Below are 25,955 nucleotides of genomic sequence, written 5' to 3'. Positions count from 1 at the left end.
AATTATTAAAACAACGCAGAAGCAATGGCTTTTATATTATCACTTTTGCCCATAGAATAATAGTGTAGTACAGGTACCCCTGCATTTAACAATTCTTTAGACTGCTGTATACACCACTCAACTCCAACTTGACGTACTTGTTTGTTGTCTGCACATTTATCAACTTCAGCAATTAAAGTTTCTGGTAAGTCTATTTTAAAAACCTGTGGCAATAATTGTAAATGCCTATTGACTGCAATGGGTTTAATTCCAGGAATAATAGGCACTGTAATTCCTTCTTTTTTAGCCGCTTCAACAAACTCAAAATACTTATTGTTATCAAAAAACATTTGGGTTACCACATAGTCTGCACCAGCATCAACCTTTTCTTTTAAGCGCTTTAAATCACTTTTTATTGATGGTGCTTCCAAGTGTTTTTCAGGGTAACCAGCAACACCAATACAAAAATCGGCTTTATCATCAACATCTAAAGTACCATGCAAATACTTCCCCGTATTTAAGTTCTGAATTTGATTTACCAATTGAGTAGCGTAAGTATGCCCGCCTTTGGTCGCTTTAAAATATTGTTCGCCTTTCATGGCATCACCTCGTAAGGCCATAACATTGTTAATACCTAAATAGTGACAATCTACCAACAAATACTCTGTTTCTTCTTTGGTGAATCCTCCACACAATACATGGGGTACCGTATCTACATTATATTTGTGCTTTATAGCTGCACATATACCCAATGTTCCTGGGCGCATTCTGGTAATTTTCCTATCAAAAAGTCCTTCTTTTTCAATGTATATAAATTCTTCTCGCGAAGTTGTTACATCTATAAAAGGTGGATTAAATTCCATTAACGGATCTATATTATCATATAATTCTTTAATGCTTTTACCTTTTTTTGGTGGAATAATTTCAAAAGAAAACAAAGTCTTCCCTTTTGCTTTTTTAATGTGTTCTGTTACTTTCATAAGCCTCCTCAACCCCTCGAAAAGAAGGGCTTAAATTGGTTTTTATATTTTAATATTCTTTATTTTCATTTCTATACTCTCTCCTTTAGGGAGGTAAGGCGGAGCTATTTACTCCACTAAATTTGGATGCAACCACTTTCTTGCCTTATCTTTTGTTATTCCTTTTCTTGTTGCATAGTCAGTTACTTGGTCGTCTGTAATCTTTCCTAAACCAAAATATTTTGCTTCTTTATTTGCAAAATAATAGCCCGAAACTGCGGCTGCGGGCCACATAGCTAGACTTTCGGTTAGTTTTACACCTATTAGCTTTTCAACATCTAAGAGCTCCCAAATAGTTTCCTTTTCCAAATGGTCAGGGCAAGCTGGGTAGCCTGGTGCCGGACGAATACCTTTATAACTTTCTTTTATTAAATCATCGTTGGTTAAATCTTCATCTTCCGAATAGGCCCAATGCTTTGTTCTCACTTGTTTGTGTAGGTATTCTGCGAAAGCTTCAGCAAAACGATCTGCAATAGCTTGTGCCATTATCGCATTATAATCATCATCTTTTGCTTTATAACTATCTGCTAATTCTTGAGCTCCAAAAATACCAACGCAAAATGCACCCATATAATCGGTTTTACCTGTTTCTATTGGTGCAATAAAATCTGCTAAGGCGTGGTTTGGAATCCCTTCTCGTTTTTTTAATTGTTGGCGTAACGTTCTAAAAACAGCTATTTCTTTGCCTTTTTTTTGAACAGAAATATCATCGTCATTTACTGCGTTTGCTTCAAACAGACCAAAAACTGCTTTAGGTTTTAATGATTGTTTGGCTAGTACTTTCTGAATCATTTCTTGAGCATCTTCAAACAATTGTGTGGCTTGCTCTCCTACTATCTCATCTTTTAAAATATCTGGATATTTACCATGTAAATCCCAACTTCTAAAAAACGGACTCCAATCTATAAAAGGCACTAATTTTTTTAAGCTTAATTGTTTTAAAACTTGAATTCCTAATTCTCTAGGTTTCATAATTTTAGACGTTTCCCAATCAATTTTATATTTTCTTTTTCTAGCTTCTTTAATTGTTATATATGATTTTTCTTTTCCTCGTTTTAAAAACTTGGTTCTAAATTCATCATAATCAGCTTTTAACTTAGCAGTGTATATGTGTGCAGATTTTTTATTTAATAAATCGCCAACCACAGTTACAGCACGCGATGCATCATTTACATGTACCACTGCATTTTCATATTGTGTATCAATTTTAACAGCCGTATGTGCTTTTGAGGTAGTTGCACCTCCAATTAGTAATGGCAACTCAAAATTTTGTCGTTGCATTTCTTTTGCCAAATATACCATTTCATCTAGCGATGGTGTAATTAATCCAGATAGTCCAATAGCATCAACACGCTCATTAATAGCTGTTTCAATAATTTTTTCTGGCGGCACCATAACACCTAAATCAACTATTTCGTAGTTATTACATGCTAAAACAACACTTACAATATTTTTGCCTATATCATGTACATCTCCTTTAACTGTTGCCATTAATATTTTACCAACAGGTTCTGATTTATCTGATTTTTCAGCTTCAATAAACGGATTCAAATACGCTACTGCCTTTTTCATCACTCGAGCCGATTTTACCACTTGTGGTAAGAACATTTTACCTGCTCCAAATAAATCGCCAACCACATTCATACCTATCATCAAATGCCCTTCAATAACTTCAATTGGTTTTTCTGCTTCCTGTCTTGCTTGTTCAATATCCTCAATAATAAAGGCATCAATACCTTTTACTAAAGCGTGTGTAATTCTGTCTTGCAACGGATTTTCTCGCCAAGATAAATCGACTGTTTTACCAACTTTAGATCCTTTAACAGTTTCAGCAAAATCTAATAAGCGCTCAGTAGCATCATCGCGTCTGTCTAAAATAACGTCTTCTACATGTTCTAATAAATCTTTAGGAATATCATCATAAACCTCCAACATTGCAGGATTTACAATTCCCATATTCATACCATTTTGAATAGCGTGGTATAAAAACACAGAATGCATTGCTTCGCGAACACCGTTATTTCCTCTAAATGAAAATGACACATTACTTACGCCTCCACTTACCGAAACATTCACTAAATTTTCGCGAACCCAACGTGTTGCTTCAATAAAATCGATGGCATTTTTACGATGTTCTTCCATACCTGTAGCAACAGGAAAAATGTTTAAATCGAAAATAATATCTTCTGATGGAAAGCCTACTCTATTCACCAAAATATCATAAGAGCGTTTTGCTATTTCAATGCGTCTTTCATAATTATCGGCTTGTCCAACTTCATCAAATGCCATTACAATAACTGCTGCTCCGTATCTCTTAATTTGTTTAGCTTCAAAAATAAATTTGTCTTCGCCTTCTTTAAGAGAAATTGAATTTACAATACATTTTCCTTGTACTACTTTAAGACCAGCTTCAATGATTTCCCATTTTGAAGAGTCAATCATAATAGGTACTCGACAAATATCTGGCTCTGCTGCAATTAAATTTAAGAAGCGTACCATTGCTTCTTTTCCATCAATTAGACCATCGTCCATATTAATGTCTATAATTTGTGCACCGCCGTCTACTTGATGACGTGCAATATCGAGAGCCTCATCAAATTTTTCTTCTTTAACAAGACGTAAAAATTTTCGAGAACCGGCAACATTGGTGCGTTCTCCAACATTAATAAAATTACTGTTTTCGTTTAAAACCAAAGGCTCTAAACCAGACAAACGCATATATTTTTCTTGTTTTATTTTCATTATTTATAATGCTCCACAACTGGAAAAGGTTCGTAAAAATGATGCAATAACTTTTTCCATTCTTGATATTCTTTAGATTTTCTAAATCCTTTTTCATGATCTTCTAATGTTTCCCAATTGACTAATAAAATATATTTATCTTCTTGCTCGATACATTTCTTTAGTTTATGAGAAACATATCCTTCAATTGATGAAATGATTTTTTCTGCTTTTTGAAAACTCAATTCAAAAGCTTGAGATAATCCTTCTTTTATGTTTAATATGGCAACTTCTAGTATCATAAATTTTAATGTAATGCAGAAACAGGTCTAGTATGATTTCTTGGTTTGTATTTAGTCGCTATATCTGCAATAACTTTTATATGTTTTGGACTTGTACCACAACAACCACCAATAATATTTATTAAATTTTTCTTTAAATATTCTTCAATTTGCTCACCCATTTCTTCTGGAGTTTCGTCGTATTCGCCAAACGCATTTGGTAAACCTGCATTTGGATGTGCAGAAATAGCAAAATCTGTTTTATTGGCAATAGCTTCTAAATGTGGTTGCAATAAATTAGCTCCTAAAGCACAATTAAACCCTATTGATAATAATGGTATATGCGATACCGAAATTAAAAATGCTTCGGCTGTTTGCCCTGACAAGGTTCTACCTGATGCATCTGTAATTGTACCACTTAGCATGATTGGAATATCTATGTTTCTTTCTTCTTTAACTTCTTCTATAGCAAATAAAGCTGCTTTTGCATTAAGTGTATCAAATACAGTTTCAACTAATAATAAATCTACACCTCCATCGACTAAAGCTTCTACTTGTTGTTTGTATGCAATACGTAATTCATCAAAAGTTACGGCTCTATACCCTGGGTCGTTTACATCTGGCGACATACTGGCTGTACGGTTTGTTGGCCCAATAGAACCTGCTACAAATCTGGGTTTATGCGGTTCTTTTTTTGTAAACTCAACAGCAACTTCTTTTGCTATTTTAGCCGACTTGTAGTTTAATTCATATACCAAATCTTCCATTTGATAATCTGCCATAGCAATTGTTGTTCCAGAAAATGTATTGGTTTCAACAATATCTGCTCCAGCTTCAAAATATTTTCCGTGGATGGTTTTTATAGCTTCTGGCTGTGTAATAGATAACAAATCGTTGTTACCCTGTAAAGGTGTTGGATAGTCTTTAAAGCGTTCTCCCCTAAAATCTTCTTCAGTGAATTTATAGGCTTGTAACATGGTACCCATTGCGCCATCTAACACTAAAATTCGTTTTTTTAAAGCCTGTTGTATGTTTGACATTTTTTTGATAATTTATATCTGTATGTCGTCAAGAAAAGTAAAAGAAACACTTTTCGTTATCTTTCCAATAACCAATTAAATTATTAGTAGAATTTAGCACCTTCTTTACAAGATAAAGGGTTGCCAAGGTTTCAACGGGTCTAGTCCCTCTACCTTTCTTGATAACATTATTAATACGTTTATGAACTAGCGAACAAAAATACTAACTATATTTTTGTTTTCCTTATTCTACAAGGTCTTTTTTACTTGCAGGATTATCTAATTTGAAATCTATTCGAATAAAGAAGATGATAAATACCGATCGCCTCTATCGCAAATAATGGCGACTATAATACCTTTCTCTATTGACTTTGCTATTTCTAAAGCACAAAACACAGATCCACCGCTACTCATACCTGCAAAAACACCTTCTTCTTTTGCTAAACGCTGTGTAGTTTTTCTAGCATCTTCTTCAGTTACATCAACAACAACATCTACTTTAGAGCGATTGAAAAACTTAGGCAAATAATCTGGCGACCATTTTCTTATGCCAGGAATTCTCGCACCATCAGCAGGTTGAGCCCCAACAATGGTAATGCCTTTATTTTTTTCTTTTAAAAAGGTAGAAGTTCCCATAATGGTTCCTGTAGTTCCCATAGCCGATACAAAATGTGTTACTTCACCTTCTGTATCTCTCCATATTTCAGGGCCAGTGGTTTTATAATGCGCTTTCCAGTTATCGTCATTTTCAAACTGATTCAACAAGATATACCCTTTTTCGTCTCGTAATTTAAAAGCCAAATCTCTAGAGCCTTCAATACCAACATCGGCAGAAGTTAATATAACCTCAGCCCCATAAGCTCGCATGGTTTTCACGCGTTCTACGGTAGAGTTCTCAGGCATTACAAGCACCATATTTAATCCTAAAAGTTTTGCAATAAATGCTAAAGCAATTCCAGTATTACCGCTGGTAGCTTCAACAAGAGTTCCTCCCTTTTTTATATCTCCTCTTTTCAAAGCTTCGTTTATCATGTTAAAAGCTGCACGATCTTTCACACTACCTCCAGGGTTATCGCCTTCAAGCTTCAAAAATAACCGAACCTCTTTTTTATTTAAAATATGACTTGCTTCAACAATAGGTGTATTACCTATTTGATCAAGTATTGTTTTACCGTATACCATTCTTTTTTGGTCTAATTTTAATTTCAGTTTGATAGGTTACCAACGAATTTTCTGGAACCGATTGAGTAATCCAAACATTGGCTCCAATAATGCTATTGGCTCCAATAACAATATCGCCACCTAAAATAGTAGCATTTGCATATATACATACATTATCTTCTATAGTAGGGTGTCGTTTTGTAGATGCCAAACTTTTAGCTACCGAAATACCTCCTAAAGTTACCCCTTGATATATTTTAACGTGTTCTCCAATAATTGAAGTTTCACCAATAACAATACCTGTACCATGATCTATATAAAATGATTCGCCAATAGTAGCTCCAGGATGAATATCTATACCTGTAATTCCATGAATGTACTCACTCATCATTCTTGGTAGAATATGAACACCTAAATTATAAAGTGCATGACTTAATCTATAAATTGAAATAGCATAAAAACCAGGATATGCCATATAAATCTCAGCTAAAGAGTGCGAAGCTGGATCGTTTTTTTCAAATGCAATAGCATCGAGATCTAATTGACGTCTAATCTCAGGAAGCTCCGTTTTAAAGCTCTCCCAGATTGCTTTTCCGTTTTCTATCTCTAGCTTAGAGACTATTTTAAGAAATGTTTTTTCTAAATATTCTTTATGCACTTCTTCTTGCTCACAATCGAACAAAGAATAAAACAATTTTTTAGTAAATGTTTTAACCGTATCCTTTAAACAAACATTATAACTTTTCATCTTTATAATTTGTTATGAAATTTGATTTATAAAAGTAAAACATATCCTTGTAAATTCAACTTTTATTAAATATTAAATCCTACAAGGTTTTAAAACCTTGCAGGATTGTACTTCTTAAGTCGTTTATTTATGCTAATCCTTAACTAATAGCTTGAACAACTGCTTTAGGTGCTTCTTTACGAGAACCATCAAAACCATCAATACCACTAACAGTTGTATATTTTAAAACGTATTTTTTTCCTGGATTAATAATTTGATAAGCTGCTTGACACATTATTGTAGCTTCATGAAAACCACAAAGAATTAACTTTAATTTACCTGGATAAAAATTACCATCTCCAATTGCAAATATTCCTGGAATATTAGTTTGATAATCTAATGCATTATTAACCTTTATAGCATTTTTTTCAATTTCTAGTCCCCAATTAGCAATAGGCCCTAATTTAGGAGACAACCCAAATAATGGAATAAAATGATCTGTTTTTAAAACAATAGGATCTTCATCTTTTTTCTTGATTTCAATAGCCTCAACCTTGCCATTACCTATAATATCTGTAACTTCAGCAGGTGTAATTAAATTAATTTTTCCTGAATTTTTTAGTTCCTGTACTTTCTCAACAGAATCTAAATGCCCTCTAAACTCGTTACGTCTATGGATAAGTGTAACACTTTTTGCTACATCTGATAAAAAGATACTCCAATCTAATGCAGAATCACCACCACCAGCAATTACAACATCTTTACCACGATATATTTCTGGCTCTTTTATCATATACTCTACACCCTTATCCTCGTATTTAGCAAGATTTTCAAGCTGTGGCTTTCTAGGCTCAAAACTACCTAAACCGCTAGCAATAGCTACTACAGGCGCCTGATGCTGCGTACCCTTATTTGTGGTTACTATAAAAGTACCGTCTTCTTGTTTTTCAACAGTTTCTGCACGCTCACCTAAGGTAAACCCAGGTTCAAACTGTTTACCCTGCTCTAATAAATTCTTAGTTAAATCGCCTGCTAATATTTCTGGAAAACCAGGAATATCATAAATAGGTTTTTTAGGATATAACTCTGAACATTGTCCACCAGGTTGTGGTAATGCATCAATTAAATGACATTTAAGCTTTAATAATCCAGCTTCGAATACTGTAAATAATCCTGTTGGTCCCGCACCAATTATTATTATATCTGTTTTAATCATTTCTGCTATTCTTTTAATAACTTATTTTTTTTTTATTAATCCTTTGGTAAATTCATTTAGCGTTTCCACTTTTTGTTCGAAATCACCTTTTATTGTTTTTCTATATTCGTTTAAATTCTTAACCAAATCGTCTACATTCTCTGGAATAACATCCTCGAAAAACTGACGTAATCGTTTGGCTGTTGTTGGCGACTTTCCGTTTGTACTAATAGCTACTTTCACATTGCCTTTTGTAACAATACCTCCCATATAAAAATCGCAATATGGTGGATTATCGGCTACATTTACTAAAATACTCCGCTTTCTGCAATGTTTATACACCTTAACGTTAACTTCAGATACATCGGTCGTTGCAACCACTATATGCTTTCCTTTTAAATACTTTTTTTTGTATTTGTCCTCAATCAATCTTACACAGCCTTTTTCGGCTAGCGCTTTAGTGCCCTCACGAAACATGGGAGACACTATGGTTACATGTGCGTCAGGGCTCGATTTTAACAAGAACATTAATTTCTCCTCAGCAACATTGCCTCCACCAACAATCAATATATTCAAGCTTCGTGCTTTCAAAAAAATAGGATATAAATTATTTCTATCCATAATTTAACCCTCGGCTACTTTAGTGAAAATTGAGCTCAATATTGCTCTTTCCTTAACCACATCACCAATAACAATAATCGCCGGATTCGCCAATTGTTTTTCTTCCACAATTTTTTCAATGGTGCTAATGGTTCCTATACCAACATTTTCATCTACTCTTGTTCCATTTTGAATGATGGCAATAGCCGTATCTTGCTTATTTTGCGAAGAAAAAATCTTTACAATTTCCGCAAGTTTCCCCATTCCCATTAAAATAACAACAGTTGCCGTTGATGTCGCAGCTAATGCTACATCGGTTGATAATTTATGTTGTTTGGTTGTTCCTGTAATTACCCAAAAACTTTCTGAAGCACCACGTTTTGTAAGTGGAATACCTTGATATGCTGGAACAGCAATTGCTGATGTTATTCCAGGAACAACATAAGTTTCAAGTCCAAATTGTCTAGCATAGTCAATCTCTTCTGCTCCTCGTCCAAAAATGAAAGGATCTCCACCTTTCAAACGTACCACATGTCCTTTTTCTTTTGCTTTAAAAACAATAAGCTCGTTTATCTGATCTTGCTGAAAAGCATAACACCCTTTTCGTTTACCCACAAATATTAATTCTGCATCATTATTAACATACTCTAACAAGGCTTCATTAATAAGCGCATCGTAAAGCACCACATTGGCAGACTTAATTGCTTTAATTGCTTTAAGCGTAATTAAATCGATATCTCCTGGCCCTGCTCCTACTACTGTTAATGTGTTTTTTAAACTCATTCTTGTTTTTTAACTTACTTATACTAGCTTATTTTGCTCTACTTCTCTGTAAGTTCTAACTGCAGCTAAAAACTTTTTTGCACTATCAATATAGTTCACAGCAAAATCTTTAGTTGGTGCATTTTTATTAATTTGATAAATCAATTCTGAAAACGACGTTCCTAAATCAATTTTCCCTCCTTCAACAAAAAGTTCATCAAACTGAGTAATAATTCCAGCATGTGTATTGGTCTTTTTATTTTCTGCTAATAATAACGCTTTCGCGGAATTAACTAACGATTGATAAGCATAATAAATAGCTCCTGAATACACGCCATTTTCAAAGGCTTCTTTAGCGTTTTCAATTTTTTCTTCACTTTCAAAAAATAAAGTTGCAATCAAATCGATAACAACACCAGCACATTCTCCAATCCCTATTTCCTTAACGTATTTTTCTTCTTCGCCCCAATCGATAAAATCTTCTTGAGTTAAATTAGTTACGTCTTGTAAATCGTTTAAGAAATCGTAAAAATACTTCTCTCCTTTTTCTTTATAATACTCAACAAATGGTTTCCCTTTAGCATTCGCTTCAAAATCATTTAAAATAAGTCTTAAAGCTTCTGGACCTCTTTTACTAGGAACTTTTACAACCTTATCAGCAAAGGCAGCGTTTCCATCTCCTAAATTACCTCCACCTAAAAGAACTTGTAATGCAGGTGCTACTAATTTCTCTGGTGTACGAACTGACATCCCTTGAAAACCAATGTTTGCCATATTGTGTTGTCCACAAGCATTCATACAACCACTAATCTTTATAACAAGATCTTCGTTTTTTAAATATTGAGGATATTCTGCCTTAATAACACGCTCCAATTCTTCAGCAATTCCCGTACTACTTGCGATTCCTAAATTACACGTATCTGTCCCTGGACATGCAGTAATATCTACGGCTTTGTTATAGCCAACTTCAACAAATCCTAATTTTTCTAATTCGGTATAAAAAAATGGAACCAGCTCTTGTTTTACAAACGGAATAACAATATTTTGACGTAACGTTAATCGTAATTCGCCAGCAGCATAATTTTCAACTAAATCTGCTAATAAACGTGCTTTATCTGTGTAAAAATCACCTAATAAAACTTTTATTCCAATAGCCACATATCCCTCTTGTTTTTGAGGAATTAGATTTGTTGATTTCCAAGTTTTAAAAGTTTGTTGGTTTTTTATTTCAACTTTAGGAATATCTTTAACTTCAACAGGTTTTGAATACTCGTAAGCATCTGCATCAATAGCTACAGATTTAAACTCAATCGCATTTTGTTCTTCTTCAACTAAAGCCTTAAAAGCATCTAAACCAATGTCTTTTAATAAGAATTTCATACGCGCTTTAGCACGACTTTTACGTTCGCCATAACGATCGAAAACTCTTAAAACCCCTTCCATTACCGGAATGATTTTATCGGTTTCTAAAAAATCATAAAGCACATCGGCATGTCTTGGTTGAGAACCTAAACCGCCACCTATCATTACCTTAAATCCACGAATGCCATTTTTGATTTTAGCAATAAAACCTAAATCGTGCATGTACGAAAGTCCCGTATCTTCATCAGACGACGAGAAAGACACTTTAAATTTACGTCCCATTTCTTGACATATAGGGTTACGCAAAAAGAACTTAAAAAGTGCATCTGAATACGGCGATACATCGAATGGTTCGTTTACATCGATACCAGCTGTTTCGCTCGCTGTAACATTACGCACAGTATTACCACAGGCTTCACGCAAGGTAACATCATCCTTTTCTAATTCAGACCAAAGTTCTGGAGTTCTATCTAAATCTACATAGTGAATTTGAATATCTTGACGGGTTGTAATGTGTAAACGACCACGAGAATACTCATCAGACACTTCAGAAATTCTACGTAATTGGTTACTCTTTAATTTTCCGTAAGGTATTTTAATCCGAATCATTTGCACGCCTTCTTGACGCTGACCGTAAACACCTCGAGCTAAACGTAGACTTCTAAATTTTTCCTCGTCAATTTTACCATTATGAAATAGCTCAATTTTATTTGCTAATTCTATGATATCCTTTTGAACAATTGGATTTTCTATTTCTGTTTCAAAACTTTGCATAATATACCTGACCTTCTCTTTATTAGAAAAGAAATTTTAATTATTTTTTTACTGAATAAAACCTGCTCCAACCGTATTATTTGATTGTGGATCGATTAAAATGAAAGAACCATTAGTTCTATGATTTTTAAATTGATCGTAAAAAATAGGTTTATTTAACTTGAATGATACTGATGCTATATCATTAACCCCTAATGAGGTCGCTTCTGAATCTATACCAGAATAATCTGGATGAATTTTATGATTAATTCTATCAACTTTTGCCAACACTTTATTAACACCATGCTGCACAATGTATTTACCACCAACGGTTAAATTCTCTGAATCCATCCAACATACATTCGCCGTAAATTGTTTATCGATAGTTGGCAAATCACCTTCTTTAACAATCATATCTCCACGACTCACGTTAATATCATCCTTTAATGTGATTGTTACTGAAGAACGTCTAGATGCCGTTTCATACTTTTCATCATAGAAAAAGATATCTTTAATTTTAGATCTTGTTTTTGATGGTAACACCATAATATTATCACCAACACTTAAATTCCCGCCATAAACTTTTCCAGCGTATCCTCTAAAATCATGAAAATCTTCAGTTTTTGGACGAATAACATATTGCACAGGAAAACGCGGTGTACCTACATTAAAAATATCTGCTTTATCCAATTGCTCTAAATGCTCTAATAAAGCTTGACCTTTGTACCAAGGCATTTTATCAGTTTTGTTTACAACATTATCTCCTTTTAATGCACTTACAGGAATGAATGTTATTTTTTGATCTTGATAATCTCTTTTGCTCATTAATTCAGAAAAATCAGCCTTAATTTTATTATAAGTTTCTTCTGAATAATGAACTAAATCCATTTTATTAATGGCAACAACAACATCTTTAATTCTCAATAAATTATTGATAAAGAAGTGACGGTTAGTTTGCTCAATCACACCTTTTCTAGCATCAATTAAAATGATAGACGCTTGCGATGTTGAAGCTCCTGTAACCATGTTACGTGTATATTCTACATGACCCGGTGTATCTGCAATAATGTAACTTTTCTTTTTTGTTGAAAAATAAATGTGTGCTACATCAATAGTAATGCCTTGTTCTCTTTCGGCAACCAAACCATCTGTTGCTAAAGAAAAATCTAAGTAATCATATCCACGTTGTTTACTTGTTTTTTCGATAGCTTCTAACTTATCTGTAGTTAATGATTTTGTATCGTAAAGTATACGTCCTATTAACGTACTTTTCCCATCATCTACACTTCCTGCAGTTGCAATTTTTAATACTTCCATATTTTTTATGCTGTTGGCTTTTAGCTTTTGGCTGCAGCCTAATTTTTAATTAATTTTTAAAAGATTTCCACTTTCGCGGAAATAATAAAAAAATGGTATTTTAGAAATACCCTTGTTGTTTACGTTTTTCCATGGCTGCCTCAGATCGTTTATCATCTATACGTGCACCACGTTCTGAAATAGTAGAATCTCTAATCTCTTCTACTACTTTAGATATAGTTGAAGCATCCGATAAAACAGCCGCCGTACAACTCATATCTCCTACAGTTCTAAAACGAACCATTTCTTCAAGTACTTCTTCATTCTCATCTCTATAAACAATGCCATCTTCGGCAGACCAAATCATGCCATCTCTTAAAAACACTTTTCGTTTGTGCGCAAAATAAATTGAAGGAATTTCGATATTTTCTCGCTCTATATAAGACCAAACATCTAATTCTGTCCAGTTTGAAATGGGAAATACACGTACGTTCTGTCCATGATCAATATCTCCATTTAACATATCAAACAGTTCTGGTCTTTGATTTTTTTCATCCCACTGACCAAAATCATCTCGAACAGAAAACACTCTTTCTTTAGCTCTCGCTTTTTCTTCATCACGTCGTGCACCACCAATAGCTGCATCGAACTTAAACTCTTCTAAGGCATCTAAAAGCGTCGTAGTTTGCAACATGTTTCTACTTGCGTACCGTCCCGATTCTTCTTTTACTTTTCCTTCATCAATAGAATCTTGAACATTACGAACAATTAATTCTAAACCTAATTCTTTAACCAAACGATCTCTGAACTCAATCGTTTCCGGGAAATTATGCCCTGTATCAATATGCATTAATGGAAAAGGCACTTTTGCTGGATAGAATGCTTTAACTGCTAATCTTACCAAAGTTATGGAGTCTTTTCCTCCTGAAAACAACAACACTGGTTTTTCAAACTGTGCTGCAACCTCTCTCATAATGTATATAGCTTCGTTTTCAAGCGAATTTATATGTGATGTATCTTTCTTCATAATCTTATTTTAATTTCCGCGAAAGCGAAAACAGTTTTCTTTATTATATTCTTTTAAGCGTGTAATCCACACTCTCTATTCTCTAATGCTTTTGTTGGATCGAAATATTTAAACTCGTTTGGCAAGTTGTTTTCTTCTAAATATGCATCAAGTTTTTCATCTGCCCAAAAGTAAAACGGACTTACTTTTAAAACGCCATCTTTACTCAGGCTAAAAATACCAATACTATTTCTAAAAGCTGTTTGTCCTTGGCGTAAATTTGTGAACCAAACTTTAGGTTTATGCTCATCCATAGCACGTTTAAAAGGCTCTAACTTTACTTGTTCTGTAAACAAAGCGTGTTCTGGAGCATCTACACTTGGAATTCCCATAACTACATCTCTATGAGACGATGTTTGTTTTGGCACATATAAAAACACATTCAAGTCTAAATCTTTAATAACTTGTTCTGCATGTCTATATGTTTGTGGCGTATTATAACCTGTATCGCACCAAATTACAGTTGTTTTAGCTTTTACAGAATTAACAGCATGTAAAATTGCTGCTTCGTAAGGTCTAAAATTTGTAGTGACTACCGCTTCATTGCTAAGTTCGAACGCTTTCTGAATAATTTCTGAAGGTGACGCTTTTTCAAAGCTTTTATTTAATTCTTCTATTTTATTTTCTGTAAACATCTTTTTTCTATATCTTATTTACCCCATTTAACAATATTCCAAGCGCGCTCATGGAAAAAATACAAAATCAATTTTGTTATAAAATCTACAGAAGCTATAGAAGCAGCGAGTGTAATATCTTGTGCTAAAACGAAAGAAACAGCTAAGGTGTCTAAGGTTCCTACTACTCTCCAACTAAGTGCTTTTGCTACGCTTCTGATTGGTTTTTCACCAACACTATCCTCTTTATATGTAGACTTTTCTTTATTTTTTAATAACATTTGCGCTATCATTTGTCGTTGTATTATATTAATCCTATCGATTTAGTAGGGATTACAAATGTAAAACATTTTATAACATAAAAAAGATAATTAACAACTTTTTAGAATAATGGAACATTTTATAGATAAACTGAAGAAAATAAATTAAAAATCTATTTATTTTAAGAAATACTCAACTTTTATGTGGCAGATAAATCGGCTAGTGTTGTACTTCTAAAGACTTTAAGTGTATTATCTCTTACTTGTATCATAAGTTTATTGACACTACAAAGGTTTTCATCTGGACAATCATCACACTTTTCATAAAAATTTAGGCTCACACAAGGTACCATTGCAATGGGGCCCTCAAGAACGCGCATAACATCCGTCATTTTAACTTCGGTTGAATCCTGCCTTAAATAATAACCGCCATGTTTTCCTTTTTTTGAACCTAAAACACCAGATTTTCTAAGGGTAAGTAAAATGCTTTCTAAAAATTTAGGCGGTATATTTTCGCTTTCGGCAATCTCCGAAACACGAACAGGAGCATCGCCTTTTTTTCTAGCAATATAAGTAAGTGCTTTTAAACCGTATTTTGTTTTTTTAGATAGCATAGTGCTAATATAGGTATTTCAGGAAAAATTATTTATATATTGAAAAAATTAGTGGTCAATACGTATTTTAGTTGAGGAGTAAAATTGTATTTAATTTGAATTAAAATTTAATTTCTACTTCTTATTGGAATTATTTTTAGTTGCAATTAAAAAGCAAAAAAGAGGTAGATATTAGATGGAATTAAACTAAAAGATATTCTTAGCTCAAAGCCTGCTCCAAATCTGCAATAATATCATCAACATGCTCCAAACCAACAGAAACGCGAACTAAACCATCAGTAATATTTGTTACTAATCTATCTTCTTCTGCCAAACTGCTGTGTGTAGTAGATGCTGGATGTGTTACAATAGTTCTAGTATCTCCTAAATTTGCAGATAGCGAACACATTTTAATGGCGTTTAAAAATTTACGCCCTGCTTCAATACCCTCTTTAACTTCAAAAGCTACAATGTTTCCACCAAGTTTCATTTGTTTTTTAGCAACTTTGTACTGTGGATGAGATTTTAAAAACGGATATTTTACCCAATTCACTTTAGGATGATTTTCTAAAAATTCAGCCACTTTTAATGCGTTTTCACAATGTTTATCTACTCTAACAGAAAGCGTTTCTAGACTTTTAGACAATGTCCATGCATTAAAAGGTGATAATGCAGGCCCTGTATTTCTGGCAAATAAATAAATTTCTCGAATTAAATCTGCATTTCCAACAGTAACACCTCCTAAAACACGCCCTTGACCGTCAATTAACTTAGTAGCTGAATGAATAACCAAATGTGCTCCAAACTTTATAGGCTGCTGTAAATATGGAGTTGCAAAACAATTATCAATAATTAAAATTAAATTGTGCTTTTGGGCAATGTTTCCTAACAGCTCTAAATCTATAATATCGATTGCTGGATTGGTTGGCGATTCGGCATATAAAATTCTTGTTTTGGGCGTAATTAAATCTTCAATAGTTTCTGGCTCGTTAATATTAAAATAACTAGTTTCAATATTCCATTTTGGTAAATACTTTGTAAACAATGTATGTGTAGAACCAAATATAGAACGTGCCGAAACAACATGATCGCCACTATTTAACAACGCAGCAAAAGTTGAAAACACTGCTGCCATTCCTGTTGCAAAAGCATAACCACTTTCTGCACCTTCCATTTTACATATTTTATCTACAAATTCAGAGGTATTAGGGTTGGTAAAACGGCTATATATATTACGTTCTTTTTCTTCATTAAAGGAAGCTCGCATATCTTCTGCGTCTTCAAACACAAAACTAGAGGTTAAGTATAACGGACTGGTATGTTCTAAAAATTCTGTACGATTTATTTGTGTACGAATAGCTTCTGTCTCAAATTGTTTTTTATTCTTGTTCATTCTATTTTCTCAAACCAAACTGGCTTTATGCTTTATTTTTAATTAATATGTTTTGATAATCTCAAAATATCACCAAAAACACCACGTGCAGTTACTTCTGCTCCTGCACCTGCGCCTTGAATAACTATGGGTTGCTCGCCATAAGATTCTGTAAAAATCTCAAAAATGGCATCACTTCCTTTAACATGTCCTAGCGTACTATCTTCTGGAATAGATACTAATTTAACTTCAAGGTTGCCTTTGTCTTGCGATAAATCGCCCGATAAGTCACCAACATATCGCAATACGTATCCTTCAGCTTGTTCTTCTTTTATCTTTTGATATTGTTCATCTAAAACATCCAATTGATTTAAAAAGGATTTCACAGAAATATTTTGATACGTTTCTGGTATTAAATTTTGTACCATAACATCTTCAAATTCATTTTGTAAATCTAATTCTCTAGCCAAGATCAATAACTTTCTTGCCACATCATTTCCTGAAAAATCTTCTCTTGGGTCTGGTTCGGTAAAACCTTTATCTATGGTTTCTTGAATGATTTTACTAAACGGTTTATCTTCAACAGAAAAGTTATTAAACAAATAACTCAACGTACCCGAAAACACACCTCTAATTCTAGTAATGTTTTCTCCAGATTCGTGCAATAATTTAATGGTATCAATTAAGGGTAAGCCCGCACCAACAGTTGTTTCGTATAAATACTGCTTATTGTGCTCTTTTAAATAATCTCTTAAACTGGTATAAAAATCGTGAGAAATGGTATTGGCTATTTTGTTTGAAGAAACCAAATCGAATCCTGCTTCAACTAGGGCTATGTAATTTTGATAAAAATCTGAACTTGCTGTATTATCAACCGCAATTAAATTTTCTAAATGATGTGTTTCTGCGAAAGCGATAATTGATTCAATTGAACTTTCTTGTAACGCTGTTTCTAAATCATCTTCCCAATTCTCATCAACTCCATTTTTATTTAAAATTAGTTTTCTAGAATTTGCAATAGCAAACACATTTAGATTAATGCCCTTGCGTTTTTCAATCTCGTCTTTAGACTTTAAAATCTGATTTATCAAAGCACCACCAACACCTCCATGACCAAAAATGGCTATGTTTATCTTTTTTGAAATTCCAAAAACCTCACCATGAATTACATTAACAGCTTTGTGCAACTGGTCTTTTTTAACCACCAAACTCACATTTCTACCAGTAACCGTATTGTTAAATAACAACGGTGTAATTTGGTTTTTAATTAGGGCATTAAATGGTTTATGAAACGAACTTAAGGCAATACCAATTATAGAAATAACTGATACGTCATCAATCACTTCAATTTTATTAACGTCTTGTGAGTAAAAATCATTTTCGAATTCCCGTTCTAAAGCAATTACGGCTTGGGTTGCTTTTTCTGCATCTATGATTAACCCAATACCTCTTTCTGAAGAACCTTGAGAAATGATACTTACACTAATACCATGATCGCTTAATGCTCTAAAAATTCTTGCATCGACACCAATTTTACCCAATAATCCGCGACCTTCTAAGTTTAACAACGCTACATTATCTAAAACTGATAACGACGTAACTTCCTTAGAGCTTGGTTTTGCAGTAATTAAAGTACCTTCATCATCCGAATTAAAGGTATTTAAAATACGAAGGCTGATGTTTTTTTCGACTAAAGGAATGATGGTTTTGGCGTGTAAAACAGTGGTGCCAAAGTTTGCCAATTCGTTTGCCTCACTAAATGACAATGCTCTAATTTTTTGAGCATCGGCAACCAAATCTGGGTTTGCCGTATAAATACCGCTTACATGGGTATAGTTTTGAAGTTCGTCTGCGTCTAAATGATTTGCTAATAAGGCTGCCGAATAATTACTGCCATTTCTGCCTAAAGTTGTGGTTTCTCCTTTAGAGTTTGAAGCGATAAAACCTGTTACTATATTAACCGTATTCCCATCATTTTGTTTAAAATAATTTCTAACGTTATCTTTTGTTTGTTGAGAGATTGGTTGTGCGTTACCAAAATTATCATCGGTTTTTATTAATTTTCTTGAATCTGTTACTTTGGCTTTTACATCTCTTTCTTTTAATAAAGCTGCCACTAATTTAGCCGATAGTAATTCGCCTTGTGCTAAAATTTCGTCCTTGGTTTTTTTACTATAATCTCGTAACAAACTTACACCTTCAAATAGTTTGTCAAGAATTAAAAATTCTTCAGAAAAATCAATAGTTTTTAAAGGCGCTTTTTGATACTCTTTAAATATTTGTAATAATCCCTTATAATCTTCACCTTTTAAGGTTTTATTTAAAATAGTTTCTAAATCATCTGTAGCATTGCCTCTTGCTGAAACCACAACAGCAATATTTTCGTTAGCTTTTACTTTATTTTCAATGATGGAAAGCACTCTATTTAATCCTTCTCCGTTTGCTAAAGATTTCCCTCCAAACTTTAATACTTTCATTTTCCTTTTTTTAGAATTTGGCACAAAAATGCCTTCTATTATTTTTTCTAATTGTTCATATTCAATTAAAAATGCATCGTGCCCATGTACCGAGTTTATTTCATTATACGTTACATTAGGGTGGGTAACTGCAAGCTGTTTATGAGTTTGCCTGTTTTCTTCGGCAGTAAAAAACAAATCGGAATCGACACCAATAATATGAATATTCGCTTTTATGTTTTCTAAAACATTAAAATCGTTTTTTCTGTTTTTTGTAACATCAATTGTTTTAAGCAACTGATTCATCAACTTATAAGCCGAAAGTTGAAAACGCTTTTGCAATTTGTTACCATGATGCAGCAACCAACTTTCGACATTAAAAATTTCTAAATCGTCATTTTTTGAACGATGGAAACGTTCCTTAAAAGATTCTGGAGTACGGTAACACAACATGGCGTGCATTCTAGCATCGTGTACTGGATTTTTAGAATTTAACAAAAATTGCTCCTGAATTTGACAATTTGCAATTAACCAATCTGTCGATTTCCAATCGGTTGCTACAGGTATTAAATGTTCCGTAAAATCTGGTTTAATGGCTGCCATTTCCCAAGCAATACCACCGCCTAAAGAACCTCCAATTACTGCAAACAGTTTTTCTATATGTAAGCTTTCTAGGCCCAACAAAAACAGATTTGCGACATCTCTTGCTACAAAATCTTTATAATTTTCAATAGTATAACCATCAAACCCATTCCCTGGAATATTAAATGCTAAAACAGAATATAATTTTGTATCGATTACTTTGTTATCACCTATTAAATCTTTCCACCAACCATCTTTCCCAGTAACATTACTATTCCCTGTTAAAGCATGATTTACTAAAACTATTGGTGCTGAACCCAATGGCTTACCAAATACTTGATAGCTTAAGTTTATTTCAGGAATACTAACTTTACTTTCGGTTATAAAGCTTGAAATATTAATATGTGATAGCGAATTTTTCAATTGAAAACGTATTACTAAATAGTTTTAAAAGCGGCTATTAAATCATCTTTTAAATCATCAATATCTTCAATACCTACTGATAATCTGATTAAATCTGAAGATACACCCGCAGATGCTTGTTCAGCCTCATCTAATTGTTGATGCGTGGTACTTGCTGGATGAATAATTAGCGATTTCGTATCTCCAATATTAGCAAGTAAAGAAAATAATTTGGTGTTATCAGCTATTTTTTTAGCCGCATCAAAACCTCCTTTATGTCCAAAGGTTACAATACCACTTTGCCCCTTAGGCAAATATTTATCAGCAAGTTTTTTATACTTGCTAGACTCTAAACCGGGGTAGTTTACCCAAGCAACTTCGTCTTGTTGTTCTAACCATTTAGCCAATGCCAATGCATTTTCTGAATGTTGTTTTATTCTTACAGATAACGTTTCTAATCCTTGAATAATATTAAATGCATTTGTTGGGCTTAATGCTCCTCCAAAATCTCTTAAACCTTCTAAAATTAATTTAAAAGTATATGATGCTGCACCTAAAGTTTCGTAATATTTTAATCCATGGTAACCAGCTGATGGCTCTGTGAATTCTGGGAATTTTCCGTTAGACCAGTCAAAAGTACCACCATCAATAATAGCACCTCCAATAGATGTACCTTGACCGCCAATATATTTAGTTAAAGAATGAATTACTATGTTAGCCCCATGCTTTAAAGGGTTTAATAATGCAGGAGTTGCTACTGTATTATCAACAATAAAAGGCACGTCAGCTGCTTTTGAGTGTGCAGAAATTGCTTCTAAATCCAATACATCTAACTTAGGATTTCCTAAAGACTCTGCAAAAAATGCTCTTGTATTATCTTGTACTGCATTTGCAAAATTTTCTGGATTAGATGCATCAACAAATGTTGTTGTAATACCTAATCTTGGCAAGGTAACACTTAATAAATTGTAGGTTCCACCATACAAACTACTAGATGCTACTATATGGTCTCCAGCCTTTAATAATGTTAATAATCCGGTTGAAATTGCCGATGTTCCTGAAGCAAAAACTACGGCGCCAACACCTCCTTCTAAAGCAGCTAAACGGTCTTGTAAAATTTGATTGGTTGGATTGTTTAAACGCGTGTAAATAAAACCCAATTCTTGCAAAGAAAATAGATTTGCTGCATGGTCTGAATTATTAAAAACATACGATGTAGTTTGGTAAATTGGCACTGCTCTAGTTCCTGCATTGGCAGTTACGTCGTGTCCAGCATGTAATGCGTTTGTTGCTAATTTTTGTGTACTCATTTTTCTAATTTTTTTTGAGTTAATAAATAGATTAAATCAAAAGTCAAATGCACCCTTAAAAGGTATACTTAATAGAAAAATGTTAAAAAGAAACTATTAAAATTACTGAAAGTAATTTTTGGGTTATCTATCTGAAACACTAAATAATTAGTAGTTTTAGTAGAATTTAGCACCTTCTTTATGTATAAAGGGTTGCTAAGGTTTCACCGGGTCTAATCCCTCCACCTTTCTTGATAACATTTCAATAAGTTATTGAACTTTCTGAATACAAATATTCGTTCAGAAAAAGTTATAAACCAAATTTTTTATGCTTTTTTTTAAAAAAATTATGGATTCTTTAAAATTTGAGCTTCAAATTTATTACTAATTATTAAGCCTACAGGCTTGTTTTCAATTTTAGATTCTAACCAAGAAATTATGTCTAAATACAAAAATGCTCTACTTTGATACGGATCATCTTCAAATTGCTTTAATTTTTTGTGCAGTTTAATAAATTCTGACTTAACATCTTGAGGGTATATATCGCCTAACCCTCTCAAAAACTTTATGAATTCTTTCTGCACTTCGTACAAATCTTCCATTTTAATTAAAAATTTATACGTACTTTTTATAAGTACATCTAAATTATAATCTAATCCAGCTTCGTAATGTGCTACCAAGTTTAATATTCTAGAAAAACACAACAAATCTTCGCGCATTTGCAACGATTTATTGCTTATAATTTTACTCAAATATGTAATGCATTTTTTAGTTTCACCTGCACCAAAATACATGCTTGCTATTTTATAATAAAACACCATAACGTGATGCTCGTCAATACGATTTTTGTACTTTTTTAATTGTTCTAAAACGTCATCAATTAAGGGCAATCCTTCAGTAAAACTACCTTCAATAAAATGTAAATTAAATTTATTGTTATAAATGTATAAAAAAGCTAAACTTTCGTTATTGTCGTCTAAAGGAAACCATTTTTCTTTAGTAATTTCTTCAAGTTTCCTCAGGGTTTCTTTAAATTTTTTATAATGTCTTAAATAAAATAAAGCTTCTAACAAGTAATGATTGCCTCTTAAAAAAAAGACCGGATTTAATACAATCATATCTTTATTTTCATAAAAAAGATTAACCCATTTAGCGGCATATTTATAACAGGATAAAAAATCTAGGGTTAAAAAGCTATACCACAAATAAGCTTTATAGAGCCATAATTTTTCTCTAAAACCTAATTTGGTAATCTCGTAATTTGGTAACCTGCTATTAAAATACTTTGTTATGCGTTGGTGTTCTAAATCATTTTTTATATAACCAGTTTTTAAAAATAAGCCATATAGCTGAAGTGATAAATTAGACAATTTACTTGCTAAAACATTTTGCAAACTAAGTTCTTTTGCTTGAATAGTTAACTCGTCTGCTCTGTTACTTAAACTCCTCGTTATATATTGAGATTCAATTATTTTTTCAAGTTCAACAATTTCATAAGCTATATTTTTTTCTTCATTATTTATGGCTAAAGCTTTGGCTTTATCTAAAATTTTAAGACTTTGTTTATATAAGCCTTTATGGTATAAAATAGTAGCAAAATCGAGTTGTTCGCGTATTTGTATTCTAACATTTTGATGCGACGGGTTTAACCTTAAACTAATAAGAATTTGTTTATACAAATGTGCTTTTAAGTTAGATAGCTGCTGTTTTTTAACAATGCCTTTTTTTAAAATAGCAGCTTCATTGTATACAGAAAGCTTATCTAGAATATTAAAAAGCATTAAAAATTTGGAGTCCTCATTAACACCTAATCTACCTACATAAAGCTTAAATTGTCTTTTTTCAGATTTAGACAGCGACTTTACCAGTACAAACAAATTATCTTTTTGCTCTTTTGTCATAATTAATAAAACATATCTAAAACACTTATTTTTAATACATTAAACATCAAAAATCATGTTTAAACATCGTAAAAATTGTATGTTGAATTCCCATTTTAAGAAACCAAAATATACATTCGTAATACAATACAAAAATATATTCTAATAAATGTCTAATAATAACGTCCAAATTTTTGACACAACACTTCGTGATGGCGAGCAAGTTCCTGGTTGTAAGCTTAATACTGAGCAAAAATTAATTATAGCAGAACAGCTTGATATTTTAGGGGTAGATATTATTGAAGCTGGATTTCCTGTATCAAGTCCTGGAGATTTTAAATCTGTTGAAGAAATATCTAAAATTGTAAAAAATGCAACCGTTTGTGGATTAACACGATCTGTTGAAAACGATATAAAAGTAGCAGCCGAAGCTTTAAAACTTGCTAAAACGGCACGAATTCATACGGGTATTGGTACTTCTGATTCTCATATAAAACACAAATTCAAATCGACTCGAGAAAATATTATTGAACGTGCAGTTAAAGCCGTTAGTTATGCAAAATCTTTTGTTGAAGATGTTGAATTTTATGCTGAAGATGCTGGCAGAACAGATAACGAATATTTAGCTCGTGTTTGTGAAGCTGTTATAAAAGCAGGAGCTACAGTTTTAAATATTCCAGATACAACTGGATATTGTTTGCCACACGAATATGGTGCTAAAATTAAATACTTAAAAGAAAATGTAAAAGGCATTGAAAAAGCTAGATTATCTTGTCATTGTCACAACGATTTAGGATTAGCTACTGCAAATTCCATTGAAGGTGTAATTAATGGTGCAAGACAAATTGAATGCACTATAAACGGTATTGGCGAACGTGCAGGAAACACAGCTTTAGAAGAGGTTGTAATGATTTTAAAGCAGCATCCTTACCTAAACTTAGATACTAAAATTCAAACGGAGATGCTTTACGGCATTAGCCAATTAGTTTCAGATAGCATGGGTATTTACACGCAACCAAATAAAGCTATTGTTGGTGCTAATGCTTTTGCTCATAGCTCTGGAATTCATCAAGATGGTGTAATTAAAAATCGTGAAACTTACGAAATTATAGACCCCAAAGATGTTGGCGTAACAGAATCTGCCATTGTTTTAACAGCAAGAAGTGGAAGAGCAGCTTTGGCATACAGAGCAAAAAATATTGGTTACGAATTAACAAAGCTTCAGTTAGATGAAATTTATACTAACTTTTTAGATTTTGCTGATAAAAAGAAAGAAGTTGATGATAAAGATATTCATCAAATTATAGAAAACAGTAAAGTTTATAATGAAATTATTTCAGCTTAAATTAAAATAGATTCTTACCGCAGTTTATCATAAGAGATAGTCGAAAGGCGAGAATTATAAAAGTTAAATTGATGAAATTAAATATAGCTGTTTTACCTGGCGATGGTATAGGACCAGAGGTTACTGCTCAAGCCGTTAAGGTTTTAAAGGCTATAGCCATGGAGTTTGGTCATGTATTTACTTTTAACAAAGCACTTGTTGGCGCTTCGGCAATTGATAAAACAGGTAACCCATTACCAGAAGAAACCATTAGCATTTGCGAAAAAGCAGATGCTATTTTATTTGGTGCTATTGGTAGTGCTAAATATGATATGGATCCTGATGCAAAAATAAGACCTGAGCAAGGGCTTTTAGGACTCAGAAAATCGCTCGATTTGTTTGCAAATATAAGACCCGTTATTGCTTATGAGGATTTACTAAATATGTCTTCTTTAAAAATTAAACAAATACGAGACACCAATATTTTAATTTACCGCGAACTTAATGGTGGCCTCTATTTTGGAGAAAAAAAACTAACTAATGATAACGCTTCAGATATTTGCGAATACTCCCGCTTCGAAATTGAACGTATTGCACATTTAGCTTTTAAGGCAGCGCAATCTAGAAAAGGCAAACTCACTTTAGTTGATAAAGCCAACGCTCTAGCAAGCTCTCGTTTATGGCGTAAAGTAGTTAAAGAATTGGCTACACAGTACCCAAATGTTAAATTAAATTTTATGTACATTGATAATGCTGCTAGAGAACTTATTATAAACCCAAGGCAGTTTGATGTTATTTTAACCGAAAATATGTTTGGAGATATTTTATCAGAAGAAGCCAGTGTTATTGTTGGCTCCATTGGTTTACTAGGATCAGCCTCAATAAACGATAAACACGCTATGTTTGAGCCTATTCATGGCGCTAATGATGAATTTAAAAATAAAGGTGTTGCTAATCCTATAGCATCTATTTTATCGGCAGCAATGTTACTCGATCATTTTGGATTAGATATTGAAGCTGCTTTAGTACGAAAAGCAGTAGACAAATCGTTAAAACTTCATATTACTACACCCGATTTAAATATGAAATACGACAATATTAGCACGACTAAAGTGGGCGATTTTATTGAAGATTTTATAAACAACCCAGAAGAAACCAATTTGAATTTTAAAAATATTCATTTAGGGCAATCGACTATTATTTAAACTCAATACTTTCACAAATTCAAAATACACAGTAAAA

21 protein-coding genes and 2 riboswitches are annotated in these 25,955 nt (G+C 32.9%); of the genes, 2 read left to right on the top strand and 19 right to left on the bottom strand.

The window, feature by feature from the left end:
• Positions 1-5: 5 nt before the first annotated feature.
• The 19 genes from metF to L3X37_RS01945 form a co-directional block, all read right to left on the bottom strand.
• Positions 6-959, bottom strand: a complete 954-nt coding sequence (gene metF, locus L3X37_RS02035; protein WP_237238509.1) for a methylenetetrahydrofolate reductase [NAD(P)H] — start codon at positions 957-959, stop codon at positions 6-8.
• Positions 960-1,067: 108 nt separating this feature from the next.
• On the bottom strand, positions 1,068-3,740 hold the full coding sequence (metH, locus tag L3X37_RS02030) for a methionine synthase (RefSeq protein ID WP_237238508.1): 2,673 nt from the start codon (positions 3,738-3,740) through the stop codon (positions 1,068-1,070).
• On the bottom strand, positions 3,740-4,021 hold the full coding sequence (locus tag L3X37_RS02025; protein ID WP_237238507.1) for an antibiotic biosynthesis monooxygenase family protein: 282 nt from the start codon (positions 4,019-4,021) through the stop codon (positions 3,740-3,742). Before L3X37_RS02025 ends, metH begins: the two co-directional genes overlap by 1 nt.
• A gap of 5 nt (positions 4,022-4,026) precedes the next feature.
• The gene (locus L3X37_RS02020) at positions 4,027-5,040 is read right to left on the bottom strand and encodes a homocysteine S-methyltransferase family protein (protein WP_237238506.1); all 1,014 of its coding nucleotides are present in this window, start codon (positions 5,038-5,040) and stop codon (positions 4,027-4,029) included.
• A 53-nt stretch (positions 5,041-5,093) separates the two neighbouring features.
• A riboswitch (SAM riboswitch) is annotated at positions 5,094-5,208 on the bottom strand.
• Between the two features lie 102 nt (positions 5,209-5,310).
• The gene (gene cysM / locus L3X37_RS02015) at positions 5,311-6,201 is read right to left on the bottom strand and encodes a cysteine synthase CysM (RefSeq protein ID WP_237238505.1); all 891 of its coding nucleotides are present in this window, start codon (positions 6,199-6,201) and stop codon (positions 5,311-5,313) included.
• The gene (gene epsC, locus L3X37_RS02010) at positions 6,188-6,928 is read right to left on the bottom strand and encodes a serine O-acetyltransferase EpsC (protein WP_237238504.1); all 741 of its coding nucleotides are present in this window, start codon (positions 6,926-6,928) and stop codon (positions 6,188-6,190) included. The genes cysM and epsC overlap by 14 nt, the downstream gene beginning before the upstream one ends.
• A gap of 139 nt (positions 6,929-7,067) precedes the next feature.
• A complete protein-coding gene (locus tag L3X37_RS02005; protein ID WP_237238503.1) occupies positions 7,068-8,123 on the bottom strand; it encodes an NAD(P)/FAD-dependent oxidoreductase in 1,056 nt (351 codons plus the stop codon).
• A 21-nt stretch (positions 8,124-8,144) separates the two neighbouring features.
• Entirely contained in the window at positions 8,145-8,723 is a 579-nt protein-coding gene (locus tag L3X37_RS02000) for a precorrin-2 dehydrogenase/sirohydrochlorin ferrochelatase family protein (RefSeq protein WP_237238502.1), read from the bottom strand.
• A 3-nt stretch (positions 8,724-8,726) separates the two neighbouring features.
• On the bottom strand, positions 8,727-9,485 hold the full coding sequence (cobA, locus tag L3X37_RS01995) for a uroporphyrinogen-III C-methyltransferase (protein WP_237238501.1): 759 nt from the start codon (positions 9,483-9,485) through the stop codon (positions 8,727-8,729).
• Between the two features lie 18 nt (positions 9,486-9,503).
• Positions 9,504-11,600 carry a ferredoxin-like domain-containing protein gene (locus tag L3X37_RS01990; RefSeq protein WP_237238500.1) on the bottom strand — a complete coding sequence of 699 codons (2,097 nt, stop codon included), beginning with the start codon at positions 11,598-11,600 and terminating at the stop codon, positions 9,504-9,506.
• Between the two features lie 48 nt (positions 11,601-11,648).
• Positions 11,649-12,896 (bottom strand): sulfate adenylyltransferase subunit 1, encoded by a 1,248-nt coding sequence (locus L3X37_RS01985; protein WP_237238499.1) that lies wholly within the window; start codon positions 12,894-12,896, stop codon positions 11,649-11,651.
• Between the two features lie 100 nt (positions 12,897-12,996).
• A complete protein-coding gene (gene cysD / locus L3X37_RS01980) occupies positions 12,997-13,902 on the bottom strand; it encodes a sulfate adenylyltransferase subunit CysD (protein ID WP_237238498.1) in 906 nt (301 codons plus the stop codon).
• Positions 13,903-13,955: 53 nt separating this feature from the next.
• A complete protein-coding gene (locus tag L3X37_RS01975) occupies positions 13,956-14,576 on the bottom strand; it encodes a phosphoadenosine phosphosulfate reductase domain-containing protein (protein WP_237238497.1) in 621 nt (206 codons plus the stop codon).
• Positions 14,577-14,590: 14 nt separating this feature from the next.
• The gene (locus tag L3X37_RS01970) at positions 14,591-14,848 is read right to left on the bottom strand and encodes a DUF2061 domain-containing protein (protein WP_237238496.1); all 258 of its coding nucleotides are present in this window, start codon (positions 14,846-14,848) and stop codon (positions 14,591-14,593) included.
• Positions 14,849-15,015: 167 nt separating this feature from the next.
• Positions 15,016-15,429 carry an RrF2 family transcriptional regulator gene (locus L3X37_RS01965; protein ID WP_237238495.1) on the bottom strand — a complete coding sequence of 138 codons (414 nt, stop codon included), beginning with the start codon at positions 15,427-15,429 and terminating at the stop codon, positions 15,016-15,018.
• 199 nt (positions 15,430-15,628) lie between these two features.
• Positions 15,629-16,801, bottom strand: coding sequence for a trans-sulfuration enzyme family protein (locus L3X37_RS01960; RefSeq protein WP_237238494.1), 1,173 nt, complete (start codon positions 16,799-16,801; stop codon positions 15,629-15,631).
• Positions 16,802-16,839: 38 nt separating this feature from the next.
• Entirely contained in the window at positions 16,840-20,241 is a 3,402-nt protein-coding gene (thrA, locus tag L3X37_RS01955) for a bifunctional aspartate kinase/homoserine dehydrogenase I (protein ID WP_237238493.1), read from the bottom strand.
• Between the two features lie 14 nt (positions 20,242-20,255).
• On the bottom strand, positions 20,256-21,530 hold the full coding sequence (locus L3X37_RS01950) for an O-acetylhomoserine aminocarboxypropyltransferase/cysteine synthase family protein (protein WP_237238492.1): 1,275 nt from the start codon (positions 21,528-21,530) through the stop codon (positions 20,256-20,258).
• A 120-nt stretch (positions 21,531-21,650) separates the two neighbouring features.
• Positions 21,651-21,770: riboswitch (SAM riboswitch) on the bottom strand.
• Positions 21,771-21,856: 86 nt separating this feature from the next.
• Positions 21,857-23,410: a hypothetical protein gene (locus L3X37_RS01945; protein WP_237238491.1), complete on the bottom strand. Its 1,554-nt coding sequence runs from the start codon at positions 23,408-23,410 to the stop codon at positions 21,857-21,859.
• 148 nt (positions 23,411-23,558) lie between these two features.
• Here L3X37_RS01945 and L3X37_RS01940 point away from each other — a divergent pair, with 148 nt between their 5' ends.
• Both L3X37_RS01940 and leuB read left to right on the top strand, forming a co-directional pair.
• On the top strand, positions 23,559-24,734 hold the full coding sequence (locus tag L3X37_RS01940; RefSeq protein WP_237238490.1) for a 2-isopropylmalate synthase: 1,176 nt from the start codon (positions 23,559-23,561) through the stop codon (positions 24,732-24,734).
• 71 nt (positions 24,735-24,805) lie between these two features.
• On the top strand, positions 24,806-25,918 hold the full coding sequence (leuB, locus tag L3X37_RS01935; RefSeq protein ID WP_237238489.1) for a 3-isopropylmalate dehydrogenase: 1,113 nt from the start codon (positions 24,806-24,808) through the stop codon (positions 25,916-25,918).
• Positions 25,919-25,955 lie beyond the last annotated feature (37 nt).

Origin of the sequence: Wocania arenilitoris, assembly GCF_021728535.1 — a bacterium.
Lineage (GTDB): Bacteria > Bacteroidota > Bacteroidia > Flavobacteriales > Flavobacteriaceae > Wocania_A > Wocania_A arenilitoris.
The sequence above is the reverse complement of the archived record's forward strand: the minus strand, read 5'-3'. Positions and strand labels throughout refer to the sequence as shown.